The sequence below is a fragment of the Kitasatospora sp. NPDC088548 genome, from assembly GCF_044753005.1.
Lineage (GTDB): Bacteria > Actinomycetota > Actinomycetes > Streptomycetales > Streptomycetaceae > Kitasatospora.
Window position 1 is genome coordinate 1 of the sequence record NZ_JBIVMI010000039.1, and the last position, 21,291, is coordinate 21,291.

Here is a 21,291-nt window from a genome sequence, read left to right on the forward strand (position 1 = left end):
GTGAAACGGAGGTCGTCGCCGTGTCCGGCAGATCCCCATGTGGGTGACCAGATCGAACAACCTCAAGCCGATCACCGGAGGTAAAACGACAAGCTGAGGGTCGGCGGCCGAGGCGCGACAGGACGACCCCCGGCCCGATACTCGGGAAGCCGCCCGCCTGCCGCTCCAGGACGGCGCACCGCAGTGATCCGCCCCGAATCTCAGCACCAGGTCGGCACGGAAAAGAAATCGAGGCTTGCCTCAAGAGAGGCAAGCCTCGCCCGACCTGTGCATTTGACAGATCAAGTTAACTTAGGACATTAACCCGGTCACACGTTGAAGCGGAACGTTGAGTACAGAGCTCCGACCTGTGGAAACGTCGATTCCAGCGACCTAAGTCAGCACGAAATCAGCACGGTGGGACGACCTTCGCCAGAGGACGATCAGTAGTGATAGCGAGCAGCGAGGATGATGATCTCCTCATCCGTGACCAGGTAGACGAGGCGATGCTCGTCGTCGATCCGCCGTGACCAGGCGCCGGCCAGGTGGTACTTCAGCGGCTCGGGCTTGCCGATCCCGGCGAAGGGATCACGGCAGGCGTCCTCAATGAGCTTGTTGATCCGGGCGAGCATCTTGCGGTCGCTCTTGAGCCAGGACGTGTAGTCCTCCCAGCCCTGATCCTCGAAGACGAGCCTCACGCGGCGCCCTGCCCCGCATCCGCCGCATCGGGGTCGACCAGTTCGCGCTCGGCGAGGTTGATGCGACCGAGAGCGTTTTCGTACGCCTTGAGCAGGCGGCGGGCATTGGCGGGCGAGCGCAGCAGATAGGAGCCCTCGCGCAGGGCGGCGTAGTCCTCGGCGGATACGAGGACGGCATTCCCGTGCTTGGAGACGATCTCGATGGCCTCGTGATCGTCATTGACTTTCTTGATGAGCGGGAAGAGATCCTTGCGGGCCTCGCTCGCAGTGATGGACATGGCAGGAAACCCTTCGAGAGTGGTACCGAATAACGTACCACTCACGGCGATGACCAGTGAGGCATTCAGCGCGATGCCGACCCGGAGAAGCCAGCACCAAGTCAGCACGGGAACAAGCAAGGGGCCCACCCCCCGAGAGAGTGGGCCCCATCTGACCTGCACAGTTGACAGGTCATCTAGCGCAAAGTATGCACATCGTCACACGTTGAAGCGGAACTCCACCACGTCGCCGTCCTGCATGGTGTATTCCTTGCCCTCGATGCGGGCCTTGCCCTTGGCGCGGGCCTCGGCGATGGAGCCGGTCTCGACCAGGTCGGCGAAGGAGATGACCTCGGCCTTGATGAAGCCCTTCTGGAAGTCGGTGTGGATCACACCGGCGGCCTCGGGGGCGGTGGCGCCCTTCTTGATGGTCCAGGCGCGGGCCTCCTTGGGGCCGGCCGTGAGGTAGGTCTGCAGGCCCAGGGTGTCGAAGCCGACCCGGGCGAGGGTGGCCAGGCCGGGCTCGTCCTGGCCCATGGACTGGAGGAGCTCCAGCGCCTCGGCGTCGTCCAGCTCGATCAGCTCGGACTCGATCTTGGCGTTGAGGAAGATCGCCTCGGCCGGGGCGACCAGCGCGCGCTGGGCGTTCTTGAAGTCCTCGTCGGCCAGCTCGTCCTCGTCGACGTTGAAGACGTAGAGGAAGGGCTTGGCGGTCAGCAGGTGCAGCTCGCGGATCGGGGCGGTGTCGAAGCCGGCCTCGAAGAGGGTCTTGCCGGTCTCCAGGATCGCCTGCGCGGCCTCGGCGGCGGCCAGCACGGGGGCGGTGTCCTTCTTCAGGCGCGCCTCCTTCTGGAGCCGGGGCAGCACCTTCTCGACGGTCTGGAGGTCGGCCAGGATCAGCTCGGTGTGGATGGTCTCGATGTCGTCCTTGGGCGACACCTTGCCGTCCACGTGCACCACGTCCGGGTCGGTGAAGGCGCGCACGACCTGGCAGATCGCGTCCGACTCACGGATGTTGGCGAGGAACTTGTTGCCCAGCCCCTCGCCCTCGCTGGCGCCGCGCACGATGCCCGCGATGTCGACGAAGTCGACCGTCGCCGGCAGGATCCGCTGCGAGCCGAAGATCTCGGCGAGCTTGCCCAGCCGGGCGTCCGGGACACCGACGACGCCCACGTTCGGCTCGATGGTGGCGAACGGGTAGTTGGCCGCCAGCACGTCGTTCTTGGTCAGGGCGTTGAACAGGGTCGACTTGCCGACGTTCGGCAGGCCGACGATTCCGATCGTGAGCGACATGAAGCGCAGTCCCGTGGGCTTGGAGGAGTTGGGTCGGCACCGTGCGGGCCGATCCCCCAGTCTACGGGCAGCCGGTCAGGCCGCCGGCGCCGCCAGCAGCGGCTCCAGGAACTCCAGGCGGTTGCCCAGCCGGTCGCTGGAGTGGAACCGCCGGTAGCCGGGCAGGTCACCGTCCCAGACGACGTCATGGCCGTGGGCCGCCAGCCGCTCGGCGAGCGCGTCCAGCCCGCGCACCTGGAGGCCCGGGTGCCCCTTGCGGGCGGGCCGGAACTCCGCCGCCACGCCCAGGTGCACCTCCACCCCGCCGCCCCGGAACCAGCAGCCGCCGCGCGCGGCCAGCACCGGCGGCTTGGTCACCTCCGTCATGCCGAGCACGTCCCGCCAGAACGCGCGGCATTCGTCCTCCGCGCCGGCCGGGATGTCGAGCTGGACGTGGTGCAGCCGCTCGAAGCCGAAACCGCCGGTGAGATCGCTGGTGAAATCGCTGGTCATGAATCCCCCTGGCCGAGTTGATCGACGATCACACGAGTACTCCGTCCGAAGACACGGACGAAGCCTCGAACAACCATTACACAGTGTGGCGATGATCGGACCGTACGTTGGGTGGGTGGAGCAGAGCATCCGAACCCAGCCGCCAGGGCCCAGACGCCGACCGCCGAGCAACGCGGCCAGGGCCGCCGTCCCCGGGCCCAAACGGGCCCCCGAGACCGCCGGAGCGCCCGCCCCCTCCCCCTCCCGGCTACGCCCCGTGGCCGGCGTCCCCGCCCCGAGCCGCTCCGGCGGGCCCCGGCTCCGGCTGCGTCTGCCGCTCGCCGCCCGTGGCGAGCGGCCGGCCGAGGGCCGCGTCTACGGCCGGCAGCGCAACGGCCGGCCGACCCGGCTGACGGCGATCGGCACCGGGGTGGCCGCCCTGGTCGCGACCGTCGCCGTGGCGGGCCTGGACCGGCTGGTGTTCGGCGGTCTCGGCCCGCTGTTCGGCATCGGCTACCTGGTGATCTGCTTCCAGCTGGCCGTCCGGGTGCGCTTCGCCGACCTGCCGGCCGCCCCGATCAGCGGGCCGATCGGCTTCGCCGTCGCCCTGCTGCTGTTCGGCCCGGTCACGTCCACGGGCACGACGGCCCAGGTGGTGGCGCTGGCGACGGGTCTGGCGCTGCGGGCCGGCTGGCTCTTCTCCGGCACCGGCCTGGCGGCGGCGATCGTCCTCGCCCGGTTCGTGGCCCAGCGGCGGATCCACCGCGCGCGCTGAGGAGTGGGAAGTCGGCCGGTCCGACCTTCCACTCCTGCGGCCGTGGATCGCCACGGTCCACCGGCCGGTACCGCGGGCCCGCCCGGCGCCGGACCCACCGCCGGCCGGACCGTCCGTCAGCCGGACGCCCGGGCCGCCGCCATGGCCGCTCCGACGATCCCGGCGTCGTTGCGCAGCTCCGCCGGGACGATCCGCGCCTCCCGCGCGCGCAGCAGCGGCAGGAACTTCTCGTGCTTGCGGCTCACCCCGCCGCCGATCACGACCAGCTGCGGCGAGAACAGCATCTCCACCGCGTCGAGGTACTCGTCGACCCGGACCGCCCACTCCTCCCAGGTCAGCCCGTGCCGTTCCTTGGCCGCCGAGGAGGCCCGCCGCTCGGCGTCCTTGCCGCGCAGTTCGAGGTGGCCCAGCTCGGTGTTGGGCACCAGTGTGCCGTCCACGAACAGGGCGCTGCCGATGCCGGTGCCGAAGGTGAGGACCAGGACCACGCCCCCCTGGTCGCGGCCGGCGCCGTGGACGGTCTCGGCGTACCCGGCCGCGTCCGCGTCGTTCAGCACGGTGGCCGGCAGGCCCAGCGCCTCCCGGAACAGGCCCTCGGCGTCCAGGCCGATCCAGCCCTTGTCGACGTTGGCCGCCGTCCTGGTGTGCCCGTTCACCACCACACCGGGGAAGGTCAGCCCGACCGGGCCCTGATGGTCGAACTGGCGCACCACCTCGCACACGGCGGCGACCACGGCCCCGGGGGCGGAGGGCTGCGGGGTGAGGACCTTGTACCGCTCCTGGGTGAGCTCCCCCCGGCCCAGGTCGACGGGGGCGCCCTTGATGCCCGAACCGCCGATGTCCACGCCGAATACCGCCGTCATGACGATCACCCTCCGCCGAAACCCTTGTCCACAGGCCTGTGCACAAAGCTACGAGAGGCCGGACGGCCCCGCACAGCAGAGAGCCCGGTACCCCGCAGGGGCACCGGGCATCCGCGTCCGGCTACAGCTTGCCCGCGGCCTCGGCGCGCAGGTCGCGGCGGAGCTCCTTGGGCAGCGAGAAGATCAGGTGCTCCTCGGCGGTCTTGACCGTCTCCACGTCGGCGTAGCCGCGCTCGGCGAGCCAGGAGAGCACGCCGTCGACCAGGATCTCCGGCACCGAGGCGCCGCTGGTCAGGCCGACCGTGGTGACGCCCTCCAGCCAGGACTCCTGGATCTCGTCGGCGAAGTCCACCAGGTGGGCGGCCTTGGCCCCGTACTCCAGACCGACCTCGACCAGACGGACGGAGTTGGAGGAGTTCTTGGAGCCCACCACGATCAGCAGGTCCGCCTCGGGCGCCAGCTGCTTGACGGCGACCTGGCGGTTCTGGGTGGCGTAGCAGATGTCGTCGCTGGGCGGGCTGACCAGCAGCGGGAAGCGCTTCTTCAGCTCGCCGACGGTGGCCATGGTCTCGTCCACCGAGAGGGTGGTCTGGGAGAGCCAGACGACCTTCGACTCGTCCCGGACCCGGACGCCGGCCACGTCCTCGGCACCGTCCACCAGGTGGATGCGGTCCGGGGCCTCGCCCATGGTGCCGACGACCTCCTCGTGGCCCTCGTGGCCCACCAGCAGGATGTCGTAGCCCTCGTCGGCGAAGCGGACGGCCTCCTTGTGCACCTTGGTGACCAGCGGGCAGGTGGCGTCGATGGTGGCGAGTCGGCCGGCCTCGGCCTCGTCGTGGACGGCCGGCGCGACGCCGTGCGCGGAGAACACCACGATCGAGCCCTCCGGCACCTCCTCCGTCTCATCGACGAAGATCGCGCCCTGCTTCTCCAGGGTCTGCACCACGTACTTGTTGTGGACGATCTGCTTGCGGACGTAGATGGGCGCCCCGTACTGCTCCAGGGCCTTCTCCACGGCGATCACGGCGCGGTCGACGCCCGCGCAGTAACCCCGGGGGGCGGCGAGCAGGACACGGCGCTGCGCGGTGTTGGACATGGCTCCATCGTACGGGCGGCGGCGAGCCGCGCCGACGGCCGGCGCCTTCGGGGCGGAATCGGTCCCGAATGCTCAAATGTGGAGTTTATGAGCGAGCGAGTCGAACCCGGCGGGCTGCGACGCAGCCTGGGTGTCCGCGATCTGATGGTCTACGGGCTGCTGTTCATCGCCCCGATGGCGCCGGTCGGCGTGTTCGGTGTGCTGGACGCCAAGAGCCACGGCGCGGTGGCCTCGGTGTACCTGGCGGCCACGGTCGCCATGGGATTCACCGCCTTCTCGTACGCCCAGATGGTGCGCGCGGTGCCGCAGACCGGCTCGGTGTTCGCCTACGCGCGGGCCGGACTGGGCGAGGGGCCGGGGTTCATCGCCGGGTGGATGGCGATGCTCGACTATCTGCTGATCCCGGCGGTGGCGTACCTGTTCTCCGGCATCGCGCTGAACTCCCTGGTGCCGGACGTCTCGCGCTGGGTCTGGACGGCGCTGGCGGTGCTGGTGACCACCGCGCTCAACCTGGTCGGGGTGCGGACGGCGGCGGCGGTCGGCTTCGCGGTGCTGGCGATGGAGATCGCGGTGCTGGCGGTCTTCGTGGCCGCCGCCGTGGTGGTGCTGGTCCGGGACGGCGCGCAGCGCGGCCTGGCCACGCCGTTCACCGCGGTCGGCGCCTTCTCGATGACCGCCGTAATCTCCGCGGTCTCGGTGGCGGTCCTCTCCTACCTGGGCTTCGACGCCATCGCGACCTTCGTGGAGGAGGCCGTGGGCGCCTCGGCGGCGGTGGCCAGGGCGGTGCTCTGGTGCCTGGTGCTGGCCGGGGTGCTGTTCGTGGCGCAGACCTACCTGGCGGCGCTGCTGGAGCCGATGACCCCGCAGCAGCTGGCGGCCGACCCGGCGGCACAGGGCTCGGCGTTCTACGACACGGTGGAGAACGGCATCGGGCACTGGCTGCACGTGCTGGTGGCGGCGAGCAAGGCGATCGGCGCGGCCTTCGCGGCGCTGGCCGGGCAGGCCGCGGCCGGGCGGCTGGTCTTCGCGATGGGCCGGGCGGGCCGGCTGCCGCGCTTCCTGGGCGCGGTCGACCCGGCCTCGGCGGTGCCGCGCCGGGCGCTGCTGACGGCGGCGGTGATCACGCTCGCCGCGGCGGTCTGGGCGGCCCGCCGGGACGACGGGCTGGACCAGCTGACCTCGGTGGTGAACGTGGGCGCGCTGACCGCGTTCGCCCTGCTGCACGCCTCGGTCATCGGCTGGTACGCGGTGAAGCAGCGCTCGCGGGACCTGCTTCGGCACGTGGTGGTACCGGTGCTGGGGATCGCGGTGATCGGCGCGGTGGTCTACGAGGCCTCGTCCACGGCGCAGACCGTGGGGGCGGTGTGGCTGCTGGTCGGGCTGGTGGTGCTGGCCGTCCAGGGCTCCCCCGGTGTCGGCGTGCGCCACTAGGTTGGTACGCATGGCCACCACCAGTTCTCCCGAAGCCCCGCTCCCGGTCGGCAAGGTCTCCGCACTGATCGGCGGCTGGATCGACCGGCTCGGCGCCGTGTGGGTGGAGGGGCAGATCACCCAGCTCAGCCGGCGGCCGGGCGCGGGTGTCGTGTTCCTGACGCTGCGCGACCCGCAGGCGGACGTCTCGCTGACGGTGACCTGCTTCCGTTCGGTCTTCGACCGGGTCGCGGACGCGGTGCAGGAGGGCTCGCGGGTCGTCGTGCACGCCAAGCCGGAGTGGTACGCGGCCCGCGGCCAGCTCTCGCTGCGGGCGGCGGAGATCCGGCTGGTCGGGCTGGGTGAGCTGCTGGCCCGGCTGGAGCAGCTGAAGCGGCGGCTCGCCGGGGAGGGCCTGTTCGCGGCCGAGCGGAAGCGGCCGCTGCCGTTCCTGCCGCAGTGCGTCGGGCTGGTCACCGGGCGCGGCTCGGCCGCCGAGCGGGACGTGCTGGAGAACGCCCGGCGGCGCTGGCCGGCCGTCCGCTTCGAGGTGCGCAACGTGCCGGTGCAGGGGGTCAGCGCGGTGGAGCGGGTGAGCGCGGCCGTCCGGGAGCTGGACGAGCACCCGGAGGTGGACGTGATCGTCGTGGCCCGGGGCGGCGGCAGTGTGGAGGACCTGCTGCCGTTCTCGGACGAGGGGCTGGTGCGGCTGGTCGCGGCCGCCCGGACGCCGGTGGTCAGCGCGATCGGGCACGAGCCGGACCAGCCGCTGCTGGACTTCGTCGCCGATCTGCGCGCCTCGACCCCGACGGATGCCGCCAAACGGGTGGTGCCGGACGTCGGTGAGGAGCTGACGAAGATCCGCCACCTGCGCGACCGGGCCCGCCGGCACGTCCTCGGCCGGGTGGAGCGGGAGCAGCACGGGCTGGACGGCGTGCGCAGCCGCCCGGCGCTGGCCGCGCCGCACCGGATGCTGGACGGGCGCGCCCATGAGCTGGAGTCGCTGCTGGAGCGGGCCCGGCGCACCCTCGGGCACCGGCTGGACCGCGCGCAGGGCGATCTGGGGCACACCCTGGCCCGGGTGGTCGCGCTCTCCCCGGCGGCCACCCTGGAGCGCGGCTACGCGGTGCTCCAGCGGGCCGACGGCACGGTGGTGACGGACCCGGCGCAGACGGCGCCGGGCGAGGGGCTGCACGCCCGGGTGGCACACGGCTCGTTCGGGGTGACCGTCGGGGAGCCGGCGGCCGTCGGAGCCGAGGCCCCCGCCGGCCGGGATCAGCCGTAGGAGCGCTGCCGGGAGAGCGCGACGGAGTGCTCGCCGAAGCCCAGGCTGCGGTAGAGCGCCTCGCCGCCACTGCTGGCATGCAGGTCGATCCGGCCGACCCGGCGGGCGTCGAACCAGTCGAGCAGCGCCTCGGTGCAGGCCCTGGCGTAGCCGCGGAGCCGGTGGCCGGGGTCGGTGCAGATGTTGAAGACGAAGCCGAACCGGCCGTCCGGGTTGCCCGGCGAGGGCAGCCGCTGCTCCAGGGTGCCGACGGCGCAGGCGGCGAGCGCGCCGGGGCGGCGCGGGTCGTCGACCACGAAGGACGGCATGGTGAGCAGTTCGGCCGGGACGGCGAGGCGTTCGCGCAGTACCGCCTCGGCGGTGGCCTGCCAGGGTCCGGGGCCGTGCAGGCCGGCCATGCCGGGCATGGCCTCGAACATCAGGTCGCGCAGGCGGACGAGCTCAGGTGCGTCGGCCGGAACGGCCGGTCGAACGTCGATCATGCGGCGGAGGTTAGCGCCCGGGGGCGCCGGGGCCTACTTGTTTTCCCCGGACGGACGAACGGGCGGACGGACGAACGGACGGACGAACGGACGGCCGGGCGAGCGGTACGCGCCGGAGGGGCCGCGCTGTCGGGGGCACCCTCTACGCTGGCTCCCATGGCAGATCAGCAGGAGCAGGCCGCGCCGCGGACCCCGGACGACGCGCTGGGCTACGAGCACGCCCGGGACGCGCTGCTGGAGGTCGTCCGGCAGCTGGAGAACGGCGGCACGTCGCTGGAGGAGTCGCTGGCGCTGTGGGAGCGGGGCGAGCAGCTGGCGAAGGTATGCCAGCGCTGGCTGGACGGCGCCAGGGCCCGGCTGGACGCCGCGCTGGCCGCCGGGGAGGACGAGCCCGCGGGCGAGTGACGCAGGTCACGCCGGCCGCCGGGAACAGTTGAAACTTCACTCATGTTGGGACCAGGTGATCGGCACCGGCCGACCGCACAGACGAACCCCGTTCCTCATGAGGTGTAGAGAAACATGACCACCGCCGCCACCGACGCCCTGGTTCTGGACGACGCCGCTCAGGACCTGCTGTTCCGCGAGGCCCGCACCGCGAACACCTTCACCGACGAGCCGGTCTCCGAGGAGCAGATCCAGGCCATCTACGAGCTGGTCAAGTTCGGCCCGACCGCCTTCAACCAGCAGCCGCTGCGCGTCGTCCTGGTCCGTACCGCCGAGGGCCGTGAGCGCCTGGTCCAGCACCTGGCCGACGGCAACAAGGCCAAGACCGCCGCCGCGCCGCTGGTCGCCATCCTGGCCGTGGACAACGAGTTCCACGAGGAGCTGCCGACCCAGCTCCCGCACTTCCCGCAGGCCAAGGACCTCTTCTTCACCGAGCGCTCGGTGCGCGAGCAGTCGGCGGTGCTGAACGGCGCCCTCCAGGCCGGCTACTTCATCATCGGCGTGCGCGCCGCCGGCCTGGCCGCCGGCCCGATGACCGGCTTCGACGCCGCGGGCCTCAACAAGGAGTTCTTCGGCGACGGCGAGCACTCGGTGCTGGCCGTGGTCAACATCGGCAAGCCGGGCGAGGACGCCTGGTTCCCGCGTTCGCCGCGTCTGGCCTACGACGAGGTCGTCACCTCCGTCTGAGCCTGACGGTCGCGTCCGACCGGCACGCGAAAGGGCCCCGCACCGGTGCGGGGCCCTTTCGTGTGTCCCGGGGCACGGCCCGGGGCGGCTTTCGCCAGGGTTACTTGAGCGCCTGCGCCAGCTCGGCCAGCTCCTCGTAGGAGGCGGTGCCGGTGAGCACGGTGGTGGCGCTGCCGCTCTGGATCGTCAGGGCGCGGGACTTGGGGCCCTGGAGGCGCTCCCAGGTCTGCCCGGCCACCTCCGAGGTGCCGTCCGGCTTGCCGCCGGCGACCGTCGAGCCGAGCACGGTGTCGCGGGCGAGATCACTCTGCTCGACCGCCGCGTACTGGCCGGACGGGGTGACGAAGCCCAGGTGCCAGGCGTTGCCCTTGCCGCCGCCGAGCGCGGCCGGCTGGTACGTGACCGAGGTGGCCCGCCACTGGTCGCTCAGGCCGTCCGGAGAGAGCAACGGGTACGGCGCGCCGCGCTTCGCCGAGGCCGCCGCCACCTTGTACTCGACCTTGTGCACGCCGTCGCCGTCCGCGTCGTGCGGAAGGAACAGGTACCCGATCCAGACCACGAAACCGACCGCGACCATCGACAGGACCATGTCCCGTACGGTCTGCCGACCCCTCATGCCCTTGTTGTTTCCTGCCACCCCCACATGGTGACTCATCGGGTCCGCGGTCCCGACACCCGGGGGTGTGCGCGCACGGGTGAAGCGGGACGAACCGGCCGGTTCCGACGGGGGGTGGCGACCCGCGCCACAGACAGTCATCTCATGGGCAGATACGATCGCAGGACCCTCACCACGGCGTTCGACCTGGCAGTAGTCGGGCGCTTACTGGCCGTCGCGTACAGAGAGGTAACGACGATGACCACGCAGTACCCGCACAATCTTCCGCGATCCCTTGAGGTCGCGCCCGAGGCTCCCGACCGGAACCTCGCGCTCGAACTCGTCCGGGTGACCGAGGCGGCCGCGATGGCCGCCGGCCGCTGGGTCGGCCGGGGCGACAAGAACGGCGCGGACGGTGCCGCCGTGAAGGCGATGCGCACCCTGGTCTCGACCGTGTCGATGAACGGCGTCGTCGTCATCGGCGAGGGCGAGAAGGACGAAGCCCCGATGCTCTACAACGGCGAGCGGGTCGGCGACGGCACCGGCGCCGAGTGCGACGTCGCCGTGGACCCGGTCGACGGCACCACGCTCACCGCCAAGGGCATGAACAACGCGGTCGCCGTACTGGCGGTCGCCGACCGCGGCACCATGTTCGACCCCAGCGCCGTGTTCTACATGGACAAGCTGGTCGCCGGCCCGGAGGCCGCCGAGTTCGTCGACATCACCGCCCCGCCGGCCGTCAACATCCGCCGGGTCGCCAAGGCCAAGGGCAGCGCCGTCGAGGACGTCACCGTCGTCATCCTCGACCGCCCCCGCCACGAGAGCCTGGTCCAGGAGATCCGCGAGGCCGGTGCCCGGATCAAGTTCATCTCCGACGGCGACGTGGCCGGCGCGATCATGGCCGCCCGCGAGGGCACCGGCGTCGACCTGCTGATGGGCGTCGGCGGCACCCCCGAGGGCATCATCGCGGCCTGCGCCATGAAGTGCATGGGCGGCGTGATCCAGGGCCGGCTCTGGCCGAAGGACGACGCGGAGCGCCAGAAGGCCCTCGACGCCGGCCACGACCTGGACCGCGTGCTCACCACCGACGACCTGGTCAGCGGCGAGAACGTGTTCTTCGTCGCCACCGGCATCACCGACGGCGAGCTGCTGCGCGGCGTGCACTACCGCCAGGAGACCGCCACCACCAGCTCGCTGGTGATGCGTTCCAAGAGCGGCACCATCCGGGAGATCCACTCCACCCACAAGCTGTCCAAGCTGCGGGCCTACAGCGCGATCGACTTCGACCGCGCCAACTGACCCCCGGAGGCGCACCGCGCCCCGCGGGCCCACCACGACGGCAGAACCCGGGGCCTCGGCGGAATCCCCCTCCGCCGAGGCCCCGGGCGTCCGGCCCACCGGCCGTCCGGCCGGCCGGGCGTTCCATCGGCGTCCCGCCGGCCACGCTCGGCCGGCGACGGGCGCTGACGCCCGCTCAGCCCGCTATCCGGCGCTGGGCGGCCTGCACCCGGGCCGGCTCGCGCAGTTCCGTCTCCCGGCGCCGCCGCCGGGCCAGCACCACCCGGCGCTCGGCCGCCGTCAGCCCGCCCCACACCCCGTAGGGCTCCGGCTGCGCCAGCGCGTGCTCCCGGCACTCGAGCAGCACCGGGCAGCGCGCACAGACCTGCTTCGCCTGCTCCTCCCGCGAAAGCCGGGCCGCCGTCGGCTCCTTGGACGGCGCGAAGAACAGCCCCACCTCGTCCCGGCGGCAGGCCGCGCCGGTGTGCCAGGGGTCGTCCTCCCCCTGTGGCTGGGCGCCTGGCCGGCGTTCCAGCAGCTGGGCGGCGGCAACGGGCGAGGTGGTGCGGGACTCGATCGGATGCAGCACGGCCGTACTCCTGACGAGGCTCTCGGACACGGGGGAAGCTCGCTCCCCTGCCCGGCTGCGAGCCCCCGCTCTTCACCCCCCGGGCCGGCCTCAGGCCGGCTCCGGTGCGCAGCCGTACAAGAAGCGATGTGCGAGAGGAACTACCCCGCCGCGCCGCGATTCATGCACACTGCACGCAATCGACTACGGAGTGCACCGGCCGCAACGACAAGTGCCCGGCCGGGAGTTGCTCCCGGCCGGGCAGTCCGGTCAGACAACTCCTAGTCGGCGCCGAGCTGCTTGCGCACCCACTCCTTGAGCTTCTTGCCCTTGCGCGGCTTGGCCTCGCAACCGCCGAACACCGCCGCCCCCTTGACCCGCACCACCGGCGCGTACGGGTCGGCGGCGGTCTGCTCCTTCACGTCGAAGCCCCCGAAGATGCCGACGCCGCCGCCGTGCAGGCTGACGTTCTCCGGCACCTTGATGTCGACCCCGCCGAACAGGGCCGTCACCTCGATCACCACCTCGGGCGACTCGAAGACCGCGTCGGTCAGGTCGATCTCCACCCCGCCGAAGACCGCGACCGCCCGCAGGTGCGAGCCGACCCGCCAGCGGCCCTTCCGGGACGCCCCGCCGAAGATCGCCACCATGGACGGCGACTCCTGCCGGGCCGGCAGCCGCACCGGGCCGGCCGGGCGCTGGTCCGGGGCGTCCAGCGGGGGCTTCTCGAAGGAGACCGCCCGGTGTGCGGGAAGGTCCCGGGTGAGCGGCACGAGGTCCCCCAGGGTCTTGGCCCCGTAGGCGGCCTCGATCCGCTCGGCGTGCTCCTCGACGTCCAGCCGGCCCTCGGCGTAGGCGTCGCGCAGCAGCTCCGCGACCCGCTCGCGGTCGGCGTCCGAGGCCCGCAGCTCGGCCTCGGCCACCGGAGTGTGCTCGGTCCGGACGGCGGGCTTGGCCTCCGGTTTGGTCATCGGTACGGGCGGCTGCCCCTGGTCGTCCTGCGACGGCGAGTTGTCCACGCGCCAAGCCTAGTCAACCGGGCAAGTCCCGTACGCGTGTCCGAGTGACCCCGGTCACGCAGGCCGACCTCTCCGCGTGCGACGTTCCGCCGGGTCCTACCCTTGAGGGTGCTTCGCCGACGCAGCCGGACCACTGGAACACTAAGGACCGCCCCCATGGCTCCCACGCCAGACTTCGAGTACAGCGACCTGCTCCCCCTGGGCGCTGACCCGACCCCGTACCGCAAGCTGACCTCCGAGGGTGTCTCCACCTTCGAGGCCGGCGGTCGCACCTTCCTCCAGGTCGAGCCCGAGGCCCTGCGGCTGCTCACCGCCGAGGCGATGCACGACATCTCGCACTACCTGCGCCCCGCCCACCTCGCCCAGCTGCGGCGCATCCTGGACGACCCGGAGGCCAGCCCCAACGACCGCTTCGTCGCGCTGGACCTGCTGAAGAACGTCAACATCTCGGCCGGCGGCATCCTGCCGATGTGCCAGGACACCGGCACCGCGATCGTCATGGGCAAGCGCGGCCAGAACGTGCTGACCTCCGGCGGCGACGACGCGGCGATCGCGCGCGGCGTGTACGACGCGTACACCAGGCTCAACCTGCGCTACTCCCAGATGGCGCCGGTGACCATGTGGGACGAGAAGAACACGGGCAACAACCTGCCCGCCCAGATCGAGCTGTACGCGACCGACGGCGACGCCTACAAGTTCCTGTTCATGGCCAAGGGCGGCGGCTCGGCCAACAAGTCGTACCTGTACCAGGAGACCAAGGCGATCCTGAACGAGGCGAGCATGCTCTCGTTCCTGGAGCAGAAGATCCGCTCGCTCGGCACGGCCGCCTGCCCGCCGTACCACCTGGCCATCGTGGTCGGCGGCACCAGCGCGGAGTTCGCGCTGAAGACCGCCAAGTACGCCTCGGCGCACTACCTGGACCACCTGCCGACCGAGGGCGACGCCCGGACCGGCCACGGCTTCCGCGACCTGGAGCTGGAGGCCAAGGTCACCGAGCTGACCCAGCAGATCGGCATCGGCGCCCAGTTCGGCGGCAAGTACTTCTGCCACGACGTCCGCGTCATCCGGCTGCCGCGGCACGGCGCCTCGCTGCCGGTCGCGATGGCCGTCTCCTGCTCCGCCGACCGCCAGGCGCTCGGCAAGATCACCGCCGAGGGCGTCTTCCTGGAGCAGCTGGAGACCGACCCGGCCAGGTACCTGCCGGACACCACGGACGAGCACCTGGACGACGACGTGGTCCGCGTCGACCTCAACCAGCCGATGTCCGCGATCCGCGCCGAGCTGTCCAAGTACCCGGTCAAGACCCGGCTTTCGCTCACCGGCACGCTGGTGGTCGCCCGCGACATCGCGCACGCCAAGATCAAGGAGCGGCTGGACGCCGGCGAGGGCATGCCCAAGTACCTCCAGGACCACCCGGTCTACTACGCCGGCCCGGCCAAGACCCCGGAGGGCTTCGCCTCCGGCTCCTTCGGCCCGACCACGGCCGGCCGGATGGACTCCTACGTCGACCAGTTCCAGGCGGCCGGCGGCTCGATGGTCATGCTCGCCAAGGGCAACCGCTCCAAGCAGGTCACCGACGCCTGCGCCAGGCACGGCGGCTTCTACCTCGGCTCCATCGGCGGCCCGGCGGCCCGCCTGGCCCAGGACTGCATCAAGAAGGTCGAGGTCCTGGAGTACGCCGAGCTGGGGATGGAGGCCGTCTGGCGGATCGAGGTCGAGGACTTCCCGGCGTTCGTCGTGGTCGACGACAAGGGCAACGACTTCTTCCGGGAGACCACCGAGGGTCCGCTGATCACCAGCCTGCGGGTGCGCTCCAAGGAGTGACGCGCCCGGCTCCGCACGGCACCGCCCCGGCCGCCCGCACGGCGTCCGGGGCGGTGCCGTCGGCCGCCTCCGGGCCCGGCGGGCGCGGCGTCCTCACGCGTCGAAGTCGTACTCCAGGACGTAGGACGCCGCGTCGAGCGTCATCTCGTTCAGCTCGACGACCTGGCCCTCGTCGGCGAAGGCCGTCCGGCAGATCAGGATGACCGGGGTACCGGCGGACAGGTCGAGCCGGCTGCTCTCCTCCGCGCTGGGCATCCGGGACCGCACCTCCTCGCGGAAGTGGACGGGCTTCGCGCCGATCTCGGCGAGTCGGGCGTAGGTCCCGCCCGGGCCGGTGTCCTCGCGGGTGATCGCCGTGCCGGCGACCAGCCCGGCCGGGAGGTAGGAGGTGGAGAGCAGCACCGGCTTGCCGTCCAGGACGAACCGGCGGTGCCGCACGCACATCGGCACCCCGAGGTCGACGCCCAGGACCCTGGCCACGTGGTCCGGCGCGCCCTGCTCGGTGACCGACACCTGGTCGACGACCAGCGTCCGCCTGTCGATGTCCGCGGACCATATCGACCGCCCGGACCCCCACTGCCCCTGGGCGAGCCGCTGGATCCCGCGCCGCCGCAGCGGCCGGAAGTCCCGGACGAAGACCCCCGCGCCCTTGCGCGCCTCGGCGATGCCCTCGCTCTGCAGGACCCCGAGCGCCTGACGGGCGGTCATCCGGGCGACGCCGTAGGTCTCCATGAGGTCGTTCTCGCCGGGCAGCCGGTCGCCGGCGCGGTACTCCCCCGAGTCGACGGCGGCCCTGAGCGCGTCGGCGATCCGTTGGTACTTGGGCTGCTTCTCGCCACTGCTGCCGGCCATCGCCCTGTTCCTCTCCTTCGCGAAAACCCTAGGCGCGCCCGCGGCCGTCGGTAAACCGATAAGACCGTTGACATCTCTAGAGATATTAGCTTCTCTAGAGATGCTGGGTAGTCGCCGAGCAGAACACGCACCGACAGCGACCAGGGCCGGCGAACCCATCGCCGCGCCCGCACCAGAGCAAGGAGCAGCGCGGTGAGCACCCGAAAGCGCGACGCCGCGGCCTACCGGCCGCGTGCGGGTGAACTCGTCCTGGACGGCAGGACCGGACGCACCGGCATCTACATGGACACCATCGGCGGGGAGCACTACCTGCGGCCCCTGGGCGGCGGCCGCGAGTGGACCACCCGCCCCGACCGCGTCGGCCCGGCACCGGAGGCGGTCCCGGAACCACGGACGGCCCAGGAACCGCAGACGGCCCAGACCGGGGCGGACCCCGATCCCGCCGCCGAGAGCCGGGCCAGGCTCAGCGCCCGCCTGGCGGCCCGCAACCGGGACTCCCGCCTCAACGAGGGCCGGGTGGCCTGACCCGGCGGGCCGGGAACGACGAACGCCCCGCACCTCAGGAGCGCCGAGGTACGGGGCGGATGGCCTTGCGGGCGGCTACGGGTGAGCGTTGATCGCACCGAGCGGGACGGTCTCGCCCGGCTTGGCCTCGACGTGCTCGGGCTCGACGGCCTCGCCGCCGAAGAGCTCCTGCGGCTCCTCGTGCTTCTCGTCGGCGGGGGCCGTGTACCCGGCCACATCGGCCGCAGCCTCGGCGATGACCTCGGCAGCCGTCTTCGCCGCGGCCTCGGGGGTGTCCGCATCGGCCGACGGGGTCGTGGCGCTGGTGGGCTCAATCTCGGCCATGGCTGGCTGCCTTTCAGGTCATCGGGATCTGCGTGCGCCCGACCGGTTCGACCCAGGCGCCCGGACAGTATCGTAGGAACCGTTAAATGTCCTATAAACATCGCAACGCTGATGCTGATCTCCAGCGTTTGCAGCTGTCCGCCTAAGCTGATGCGACCGCAGCGGGACCGCCGAACGCCCTGTACGTGCAGGGCACCGCCACAGGTCATCGGGGGAATTCATGGAGCCTCAGGAAACGCCGCACAGTTCGACGCTGCGCTTCCAGGTGCTCGGTCCGGTGCAGGCGTGGCGCGGCCCGGAGTCGCTCGCGCTGGGCTCTCCGCAGCAGCAGGCGGTGCTCACCTCGCTCCTGCTCCAGCAGGGCCGCCCGGTCGCCACCCAGGATCTCGTCGACGGCCTCTGGGGTGATCGCCCCCCGCCGCAGGCCATCGCCGCACTGCGCACCTACGTCTCCCGCCTCCGGGCGGTGATCGAACCGCATCGCGAGGTTCGCGCACCGGCCGAGATCCTCATTTCGGTGAGCGACGGATACGCCCTGCGGACTTCCTCGGAAGCACTCGATCTCACGGTCTTCGAGACCACCGTCGCGCAGGCCACCGCGGCCAGGGCCGACGGCGACCTGTTCGAGGCCCACCGGCTGCTGGTGTCGGCACTCGGGCTGTGGAGCGGCCGGGCCCTGGCCGGAGTGCCGGGGCCGCACGCCGAGACACAGCGGAGCCGCCTCGCCGAGCGCCATGTCTCGGTGTGGGAGGAGTGCTGCGCCGCCGCGCTGGAGATCGGCCAGCACACCGAGGTCGTCTCCGAGCTGAGCTCGCTCACCGCCGAACACCCGCTCCGGGAACGGCTGCGCGAACTCCTGATGCTCGCGCTCTACCGCTGCGGCCGGCAGGCCGAGGCGCTCGGCGTCTACACGGACACCCGGAAGCTCCTGATCGACGAGCTCGGGGTCGAGCCCGGAGCCGGCCTGTCCACCATGCACGCGCGCATCCTCGCGGGAGATCAGGCCCTGACCCCGGACCCGCCCGCGCGACCGCACAGCCGGAGCCGGGACGACGGTTCCGCGGTCTCCCCGGCGCCGGCCCAACTGCCCGCCGACGTCTCCGACTTCAGCGGCCGGACCGCACTGGTCGCGGAACTGCGGGCGACCCTGCGCAACGGCACCGGCCAGGCGGTCGTGGTGACCTCGCTGGCCGGCATCGGCGGCGTCGGGAAGACCACCCTGGCCGTGCATGTCGCGCACAGCGTGCGCTCCGAGTACCCGGACGGCCAGCTCTACGTCGATCTGCGCGGCGCGGGCGCGTCCCCCGCCGACCCCGCCGTCGTACTCGGCGACTTCCTGCACTCGCTGGGCGCCACCGAACTGCCCGACTCGCTGGAGCAGCGGGCGGCCCTCTACCGCTCCCTCCTGGCCAAGCGCCGCATGCTGATCCTGCTGGACAACGCCCAGGACGCCGACCAGCTGATGCCACTGATCCCCGGCGTGTCCGGGTGCGCGGTGCTCGCCACCAGCCGGTCCCGGCTGGCCGGAATTCCCGGCGCCCACCTGGTCGACGTCGAGGAGATGACTCCCGAGGAGGCCCTGGCGCTCTTCTCCACCATCGTGGGTGAGCAGCGGGTCGCCGCCGAACCCGACGCGGCGCTGGCCGTGGTCTCCTCCTGCGGTTTCCTGCCGCTCGCGGTTCGGATCGCCGCGGCGCGGCTGGCCAGCCGGCCTCGCTGGAGCGTCTCCGATCTGGCCCGGCGGTTAGCGGACCAACGGCGGCGGCTCGACGAGCTGCAGCTGGGCAACCTCGCGGTGGAGACCACCATCGGCCTCGGCTACGGCCAGCTCCGGCCCGACGAGGCCCGCGCGTTCCGTCTGCTCTCCCTGGTGGACTCGCCCGACCTTCCGCTCGACGCGGTGGCGGCGCTGCTCGGGGAGGAACAGGCGTACGCCGAGACGCTGGCGGAGTCGCTGGTCGAGGCGAACATGCTGGAGTGCTTCACACCCGGCCGCTACCGGTACCACGACCTGCTGCGGCTGTACGCCCAGCGCAAGAACGAGAAGCTGGCGGACTCCGCCGAGCAGGAGCGCGCCGTTCTCCGGCTGCTGGAGCACGTGCTGCCGACCATGCGCAACGCCGCGCAGGCCATCGAGCCCGACGACCAGCTGCCCGAACCGCTCGACGGGCTGAAGACGCCCGGGCTCGCCCTGGCGACCGGGGCGGCGGCACAGCAGTGGCTGCGGACCGAGGTCGGCATGCTGCTGAGCACGGTGGAGGCCGCGGTCAACGGGCCGTCCGCCCTGCTGCGGCCCGCTCTCGATCTGCTGATCGCGCTCAACAGCATCGTCGAGGACCCGACGCACGGTCCCCGCACGCGCCGGCTGCTGGAGACCGCCGAGTCCAACGCGCAGGCGCACGGGGACACCCAGGCCCTCGCCCGGGTCCATTTCGCCCTCGGGACGCTGGAGTACTTCGCCAACAACTTCCAGGGCGCCGAGCGCTCGCTGCGGGCCAGCCTGGACCTTCAGGGCACGGACGACATCACCGTGCTGCGCTCGATGGTCGCCAACATTCTCGGGATCGTGCTGAGCGTCTCCGACCGCGCCGCCGAGGCCCTGCCGTTCTTCGAACAGGCCCTGGCGATCAGCCGGGTCATCGGGTTCCCCATCGGCGAGGCCCGGCTGCTCGGGAACATCGCCCGCGCCCAGCTCAACGCGGGGCAGAGCGAGTCCGCGGTCCGTTCGGTGGAGGAGGCGGCCGTCACCGCCCGGCGTTCCGCGAACGGGCCCTGCCTCGCGGACACCCTCTACCAGCTCGGCGTGGTGCTGTCCTCGACCGGTTCGCCGGCCGAGGCGGTCGCGCACCTGCGCGAGGCCCACCAGCTCTACCAGACCCAGCAGAACCGGCTCCGCGAGGGCTACGCGCTCGCCCGGCTCGCGGTGAGCCTGCTGGCGAGCCGGCAGACCGCCGAGGCGGCCGAGGCGGCGGGCGAGTCGCTGGCGATCGCCCAGGAGATCGACGGCGCCTACTGCCAGGGCCTGGCCAACGCCGCGCTGGGCGAGGCGCTGCTCGGCCTCGCCCAACCGGCGCGCGGACTCGCGTGCCTCCAGGAGGCCCACGCGATCTTCATACGGCTCGGTGTGCCAGAGGCCTCCCCCGTGGCGGACCTCATCTCCCAGCAGCACACCGAGCCCCTCTGTCCCCCCGCGCCGTAGACCTCCGACGTCCCCCGACATCCCCCCGTGGAGGTCTCCCCCGATGCGTTCGGTGCCCCCGCAGCCCCCCGGCTGCGGGAGCACCCTCAACGCTTCCCCGGCGCTGGTTCCACTCTGCACCGGACCGATTGACGTTCGATAAACGCCGGGTCGTCGGCCCGCCGGACCGCCCGCTCGCAGGTCGGCGGCGCAGGTCAGCGGCGCGGCTCGAACGCGCCATGCGGCGTGCGGTCCCGGCCCGCACCACCTCGGCCCGCACCGTCGTGCTTCCGCAACCCGGGCCACACCACCCCAACCGCGACGAGTTGGCTGGAAAGGGACCCTATGGTGGAGTGATCACGCATATTCTCAGATGCCAGTACACACACGAGTGCACCTGTCCGGCGGAGCATCCGGAAACGGCAGCGCGCAGGCGCTCCCACGGTGCAGAGTGTCTCTGTGCAAAGTGTCAGAGTGCAGTCAGAGTGACGCGGGGAGCGTGACGTACCGCCACCGGCAGCTGGCCGGCGGGGCAGCGCGGGCGCCGGGAGGACGGCGGCCCGGCCTCGTACAGCCGACCGGAGGCCAGGGTGGAAGGGTGCCTCTCAATCGTGACGACCGGACAGATATCCGACCCGTTCCCCGTCGACGAGGACGCGGGTGACGACGAGCCCGACGTGCTGCGCCGCCGGGCCGCTCGCGCCCTGCAGGCGGTCGCCTTCGACACCATCGGCACCGGCTACGCCGAGGCGTTCCCCGCCAAGGACGGACAGCTCGCCTGCGGCCACCGGCTGCTGGCCGCGCTCGAACCGGGTGCCGCCGTCCTCGACGTCGGCTGCGGCGCCGGTGATCCGACCGTCCGGCAGCTGGTCGCGGGCGGTGCGCACGTCACCGGTATAGACCTTTCGGACGTTATGCTCACGCTGGCCCGGCAGGCCGGCCACGGCGGCCCGCACCCGCCCGCCTTCCACCGCATCGACCTGTACGACCTGGCCACCGAACGGGCCGACCGCGCCTGGAACGTCCCCGAACTCGGGCCGCGCGGCCGGGGCACCTTCGCCGCCGTCACCGCGTTCTTCTCCCTGATCCTCCTCCCCCAGGACGAGATCCCCACCGTGCTCGCCCGGCTCCGCGAACTGCTGCGGCCCGGCGGGCTGCTGGCGCTCGGCATGGTCGAGGCGGATCTGGATCACGTTCCCCTCCCGTTCCTCGGCCGGGAGCTGCGGATCAGCGGGTATCTGAGGGAGGATCTGGAACGGGTACTGGTGGAGTCCGGGTTCGCCGTCGAGGAGCGGTCGGGGCATTCCTACGCACCGGCCAGTACCTCGCTGCCGCCGGAGGAGCAACTGTTCCTGTGCTGTCGACGCGTCGGCTGACCACCCGCCAGA

At 71.9% G+C, this 21,291-nt stretch carries 22 protein-coding genes; 10 read left to right on the top strand and 12 right to left on the bottom strand.

Translation table 11 applies throughout. From position 1 onward, the window contains the following. Nucleotides 1–422: 422 nt before the first annotated feature. The 4 genes from ACIP82_RS34195 to ACIP82_RS34210 form a co-directional block, all read right to left on the bottom strand. Complete coding sequence (locus ACIP82_RS34195; RefSeq protein WP_363607459.1) at nucleotides 423–677, bottom strand: Txe/YoeB family addiction module toxin; 255 nt, start codon at nucleotides 675–677, stop codon at nucleotides 423–425. Then, a complete protein-coding gene (locus tag ACIP82_RS34200) occupies nucleotides 674–955 on the bottom strand; it encodes a type II toxin-antitoxin system prevent-host-death family antitoxin (protein ID WP_363607458.1) in 282 nt (93 codons plus the stop codon). Before ACIP82_RS34200 ends, ACIP82_RS34195 begins: the two co-directional genes overlap by 4 nt. Nucleotides 956–1,153: 198 nt before the next feature. Beyond that, complete coding sequence (ychF, locus tag ACIP82_RS34205; protein WP_363607457.1) at nucleotides 1,154–2,227, bottom strand: redox-regulated ATPase YchF; 1,074 nt, start codon at nucleotides 2,225–2,227, stop codon at nucleotides 1,154–1,156. Nucleotides 2,228–2,302: 75 nt separating this feature from the next. Then, nucleotides 2,303–2,719, bottom strand: coding sequence for a glyoxalase (locus ACIP82_RS34210; RefSeq protein ID WP_400659137.1), 417 nt, complete (start codon nucleotides 2,717–2,719; stop codon nucleotides 2,303–2,305). Nucleotides 2,720–2,834: 115 nt separating this feature from the next. Between ACIP82_RS34210 and ACIP82_RS34215 the strand changes: the two genes are divergently transcribed. Next, a complete protein-coding gene (locus tag ACIP82_RS34215; RefSeq protein ID WP_363607455.1) occupies nucleotides 2,835–3,473 on the top strand; it encodes a DUF6542 domain-containing protein in 639 nt (212 codons plus the stop codon). A gap of 116 nt (nucleotides 3,474–3,589) precedes the next feature. On the opposite strand, the gene ppgK is transcribed toward ACIP82_RS34215, so the two are convergent. Together ppgK and ACIP82_RS34225 are read right to left on the bottom strand one after the other, a co-directional pair. After that, nucleotides 3,590–4,336 (bottom strand): polyphosphate--glucose phosphotransferase, encoded by a 747-nt coding sequence (gene ppgK / locus ACIP82_RS34220; RefSeq protein ID WP_400659139.1) that lies wholly within the window; start codon nucleotides 4,334–4,336, stop codon nucleotides 3,590–3,592. A gap of 121 nt (nucleotides 4,337–4,457) precedes the next feature. Beyond that, nucleotides 4,458–5,432, bottom strand: coding sequence for a 4-hydroxy-3-methylbut-2-enyl diphosphate reductase (locus ACIP82_RS34225; RefSeq protein WP_363607453.1), 975 nt, complete (start codon nucleotides 5,430–5,432; stop codon nucleotides 4,458–4,460). Between the two features lie 87 nt (nucleotides 5,433–5,519). Here ACIP82_RS34225 and ACIP82_RS34230 point away from each other — a divergent pair, with 87 nt between their 5' ends. Both ACIP82_RS34230 and xseA read left to right on the top strand, forming a co-directional pair. Next, nucleotides 5,520–6,863 (top strand): APC family permease, encoded by a 1,344-nt coding sequence (locus ACIP82_RS34230; RefSeq protein ID WP_400659142.1) that lies wholly within the window; start codon nucleotides 5,520–5,522, stop codon nucleotides 6,861–6,863. A 10-nt stretch (nucleotides 6,864–6,873) separates the two neighbouring features. After that, nucleotides 6,874–8,127 carry an exodeoxyribonuclease VII large subunit gene (gene xseA, locus ACIP82_RS34235; protein WP_363607451.1) on the top strand — a complete coding sequence of 418 codons (1,254 nt, stop codon included), beginning with the start codon at nucleotides 6,874–6,876 and terminating at the stop codon, nucleotides 8,125–8,127. Here xseA and ACIP82_RS34240 read toward each other — a convergent pair. Next, nucleotides 8,118–8,609 carry a GNAT family N-acetyltransferase gene (locus tag ACIP82_RS34240; protein WP_363607450.1) on the bottom strand — a complete coding sequence of 164 codons (492 nt, stop codon included), beginning with the start codon at nucleotides 8,607–8,609 and terminating at the stop codon, nucleotides 8,118–8,120. The genes xseA and ACIP82_RS34240 overlap by 10 nt on opposite strands. Nucleotides 8,610–8,765: 156 nt before the next feature. On the opposite strand from ACIP82_RS34240, the gene ACIP82_RS34245 reads away from it, so the two are divergent. Together ACIP82_RS34245 and ACIP82_RS34250 are read left to right on the top strand one after the other, a co-directional pair. Then, a complete protein-coding gene (locus ACIP82_RS34245) occupies nucleotides 8,766–9,014 on the top strand; it encodes an exodeoxyribonuclease VII small subunit (RefSeq protein ID WP_363607449.1) in 249 nt (82 codons plus the stop codon). A gap of 114 nt (nucleotides 9,015–9,128) precedes the next feature. After that, complete coding sequence (locus ACIP82_RS34250) at nucleotides 9,129–9,740, top strand: malonic semialdehyde reductase (protein ID WP_363607448.1); 612 nt, start codon at nucleotides 9,129–9,131, stop codon at nucleotides 9,738–9,740. Between the two features lie 100 nt (nucleotides 9,741–9,840). Here the strand turns inward: ACIP82_RS34250 and ACIP82_RS34255 are convergent, their stop codons facing one another. Further along, nucleotides 9,841–10,377, bottom strand: a complete 537-nt coding sequence (locus ACIP82_RS34255; protein ID WP_363607447.1) for a DUF4245 domain-containing protein — start codon at nucleotides 10,375–10,377, stop codon at nucleotides 9,841–9,843. A 216-nt stretch (nucleotides 10,378–10,593) separates the two neighbouring features. Between ACIP82_RS34255 and glpX the strand changes: the two genes are divergently transcribed. Then, on the top strand, nucleotides 10,594–11,634 hold the full coding sequence (glpX, locus tag ACIP82_RS34260; protein ID WP_363607446.1) for a class II fructose-bisphosphatase: 1,041 nt from the start codon (nucleotides 10,594–10,596) through the stop codon (nucleotides 11,632–11,634). 175 nt (nucleotides 11,635–11,809) lie between these two features. Here the strand turns inward: glpX and ACIP82_RS34265 are convergent, their stop codons facing one another. Then, nucleotides 11,810–12,151, bottom strand: coding sequence for a WhiB family transcriptional regulator (locus ACIP82_RS34265; protein WP_400659208.1), 342 nt, complete (start codon nucleotides 12,149–12,151; stop codon nucleotides 11,810–11,812). A 311-nt stretch (nucleotides 12,152–12,462) separates the two neighbouring features. Beyond that, nucleotides 12,463–13,152 carry a DUF1707 domain-containing protein gene (locus tag ACIP82_RS34270; RefSeq protein ID WP_363607482.1) on the bottom strand — a complete coding sequence of 230 codons (690 nt, stop codon included), beginning with the start codon at nucleotides 13,150–13,152 and terminating at the stop codon, nucleotides 12,463–12,465. 204 nt (nucleotides 13,153–13,356) lie between these two features. Here ACIP82_RS34270 and ACIP82_RS34275 point away from each other — a divergent pair, with 204 nt between their 5' ends. Next, entirely contained in the window at nucleotides 13,357–15,024 is a 1,668-nt protein-coding gene (locus ACIP82_RS34275; RefSeq protein ID WP_363607445.1) for a fumarate hydratase, read from the top strand. 93 nt (nucleotides 15,025–15,117) lie between these two features. Here the strand turns inward: ACIP82_RS34275 and ACIP82_RS34280 are convergent, their stop codons facing one another. Further along, nucleotides 15,118–15,876 carry a GntR family transcriptional regulator gene (locus tag ACIP82_RS34280; protein WP_400659146.1) on the bottom strand — a complete coding sequence of 253 codons (759 nt, stop codon included), beginning with the start codon at nucleotides 15,874–15,876 and terminating at the stop codon, nucleotides 15,118–15,120. A 192-nt stretch (nucleotides 15,877–16,068) separates the two neighbouring features. Between ACIP82_RS34280 and ACIP82_RS34285 the strand changes: the two genes are divergently transcribed. Next, nucleotides 16,069–16,401 (top strand): hypothetical protein, encoded by a 333-nt coding sequence (locus ACIP82_RS34285; RefSeq protein WP_363607443.1) that lies wholly within the window; start codon nucleotides 16,069–16,071, stop codon nucleotides 16,399–16,401. 75 nt (nucleotides 16,402–16,476) lie between these two features. Here the strand turns inward: ACIP82_RS34285 and ACIP82_RS34290 are convergent, their stop codons facing one another. Then, nucleotides 16,477–16,725, bottom strand: a complete 249-nt coding sequence (locus ACIP82_RS34290; protein WP_363607442.1) for a hypothetical protein — start codon at nucleotides 16,723–16,725, stop codon at nucleotides 16,477–16,479. A gap of 220 nt (nucleotides 16,726–16,945) precedes the next feature. Between ACIP82_RS34290 and ACIP82_RS34295 the strand changes: the two genes are divergently transcribed. Both ACIP82_RS34295 and ACIP82_RS34300 read left to right on the top strand, forming a co-directional pair. Beyond that, complete coding sequence (locus ACIP82_RS34295) at nucleotides 16,946–19,924, top strand: AfsR/SARP family transcriptional regulator (protein ID WP_400659149.1); 2,979 nt, start codon at nucleotides 16,946–16,948, stop codon at nucleotides 19,922–19,924. A 590-nt stretch (nucleotides 19,925–20,514) separates the two neighbouring features. Further along, the gene (locus ACIP82_RS34300; RefSeq protein WP_400659151.1) at nucleotides 20,515–21,279 is read left to right on the top strand and encodes a class I SAM-dependent methyltransferase; all 765 of its coding nucleotides are present in this window, start codon (nucleotides 20,515–20,517) and stop codon (nucleotides 21,277–21,279) included. The last annotated feature ends 12 nt before the right edge of the window (nucleotides 21,280–21,291 follow it).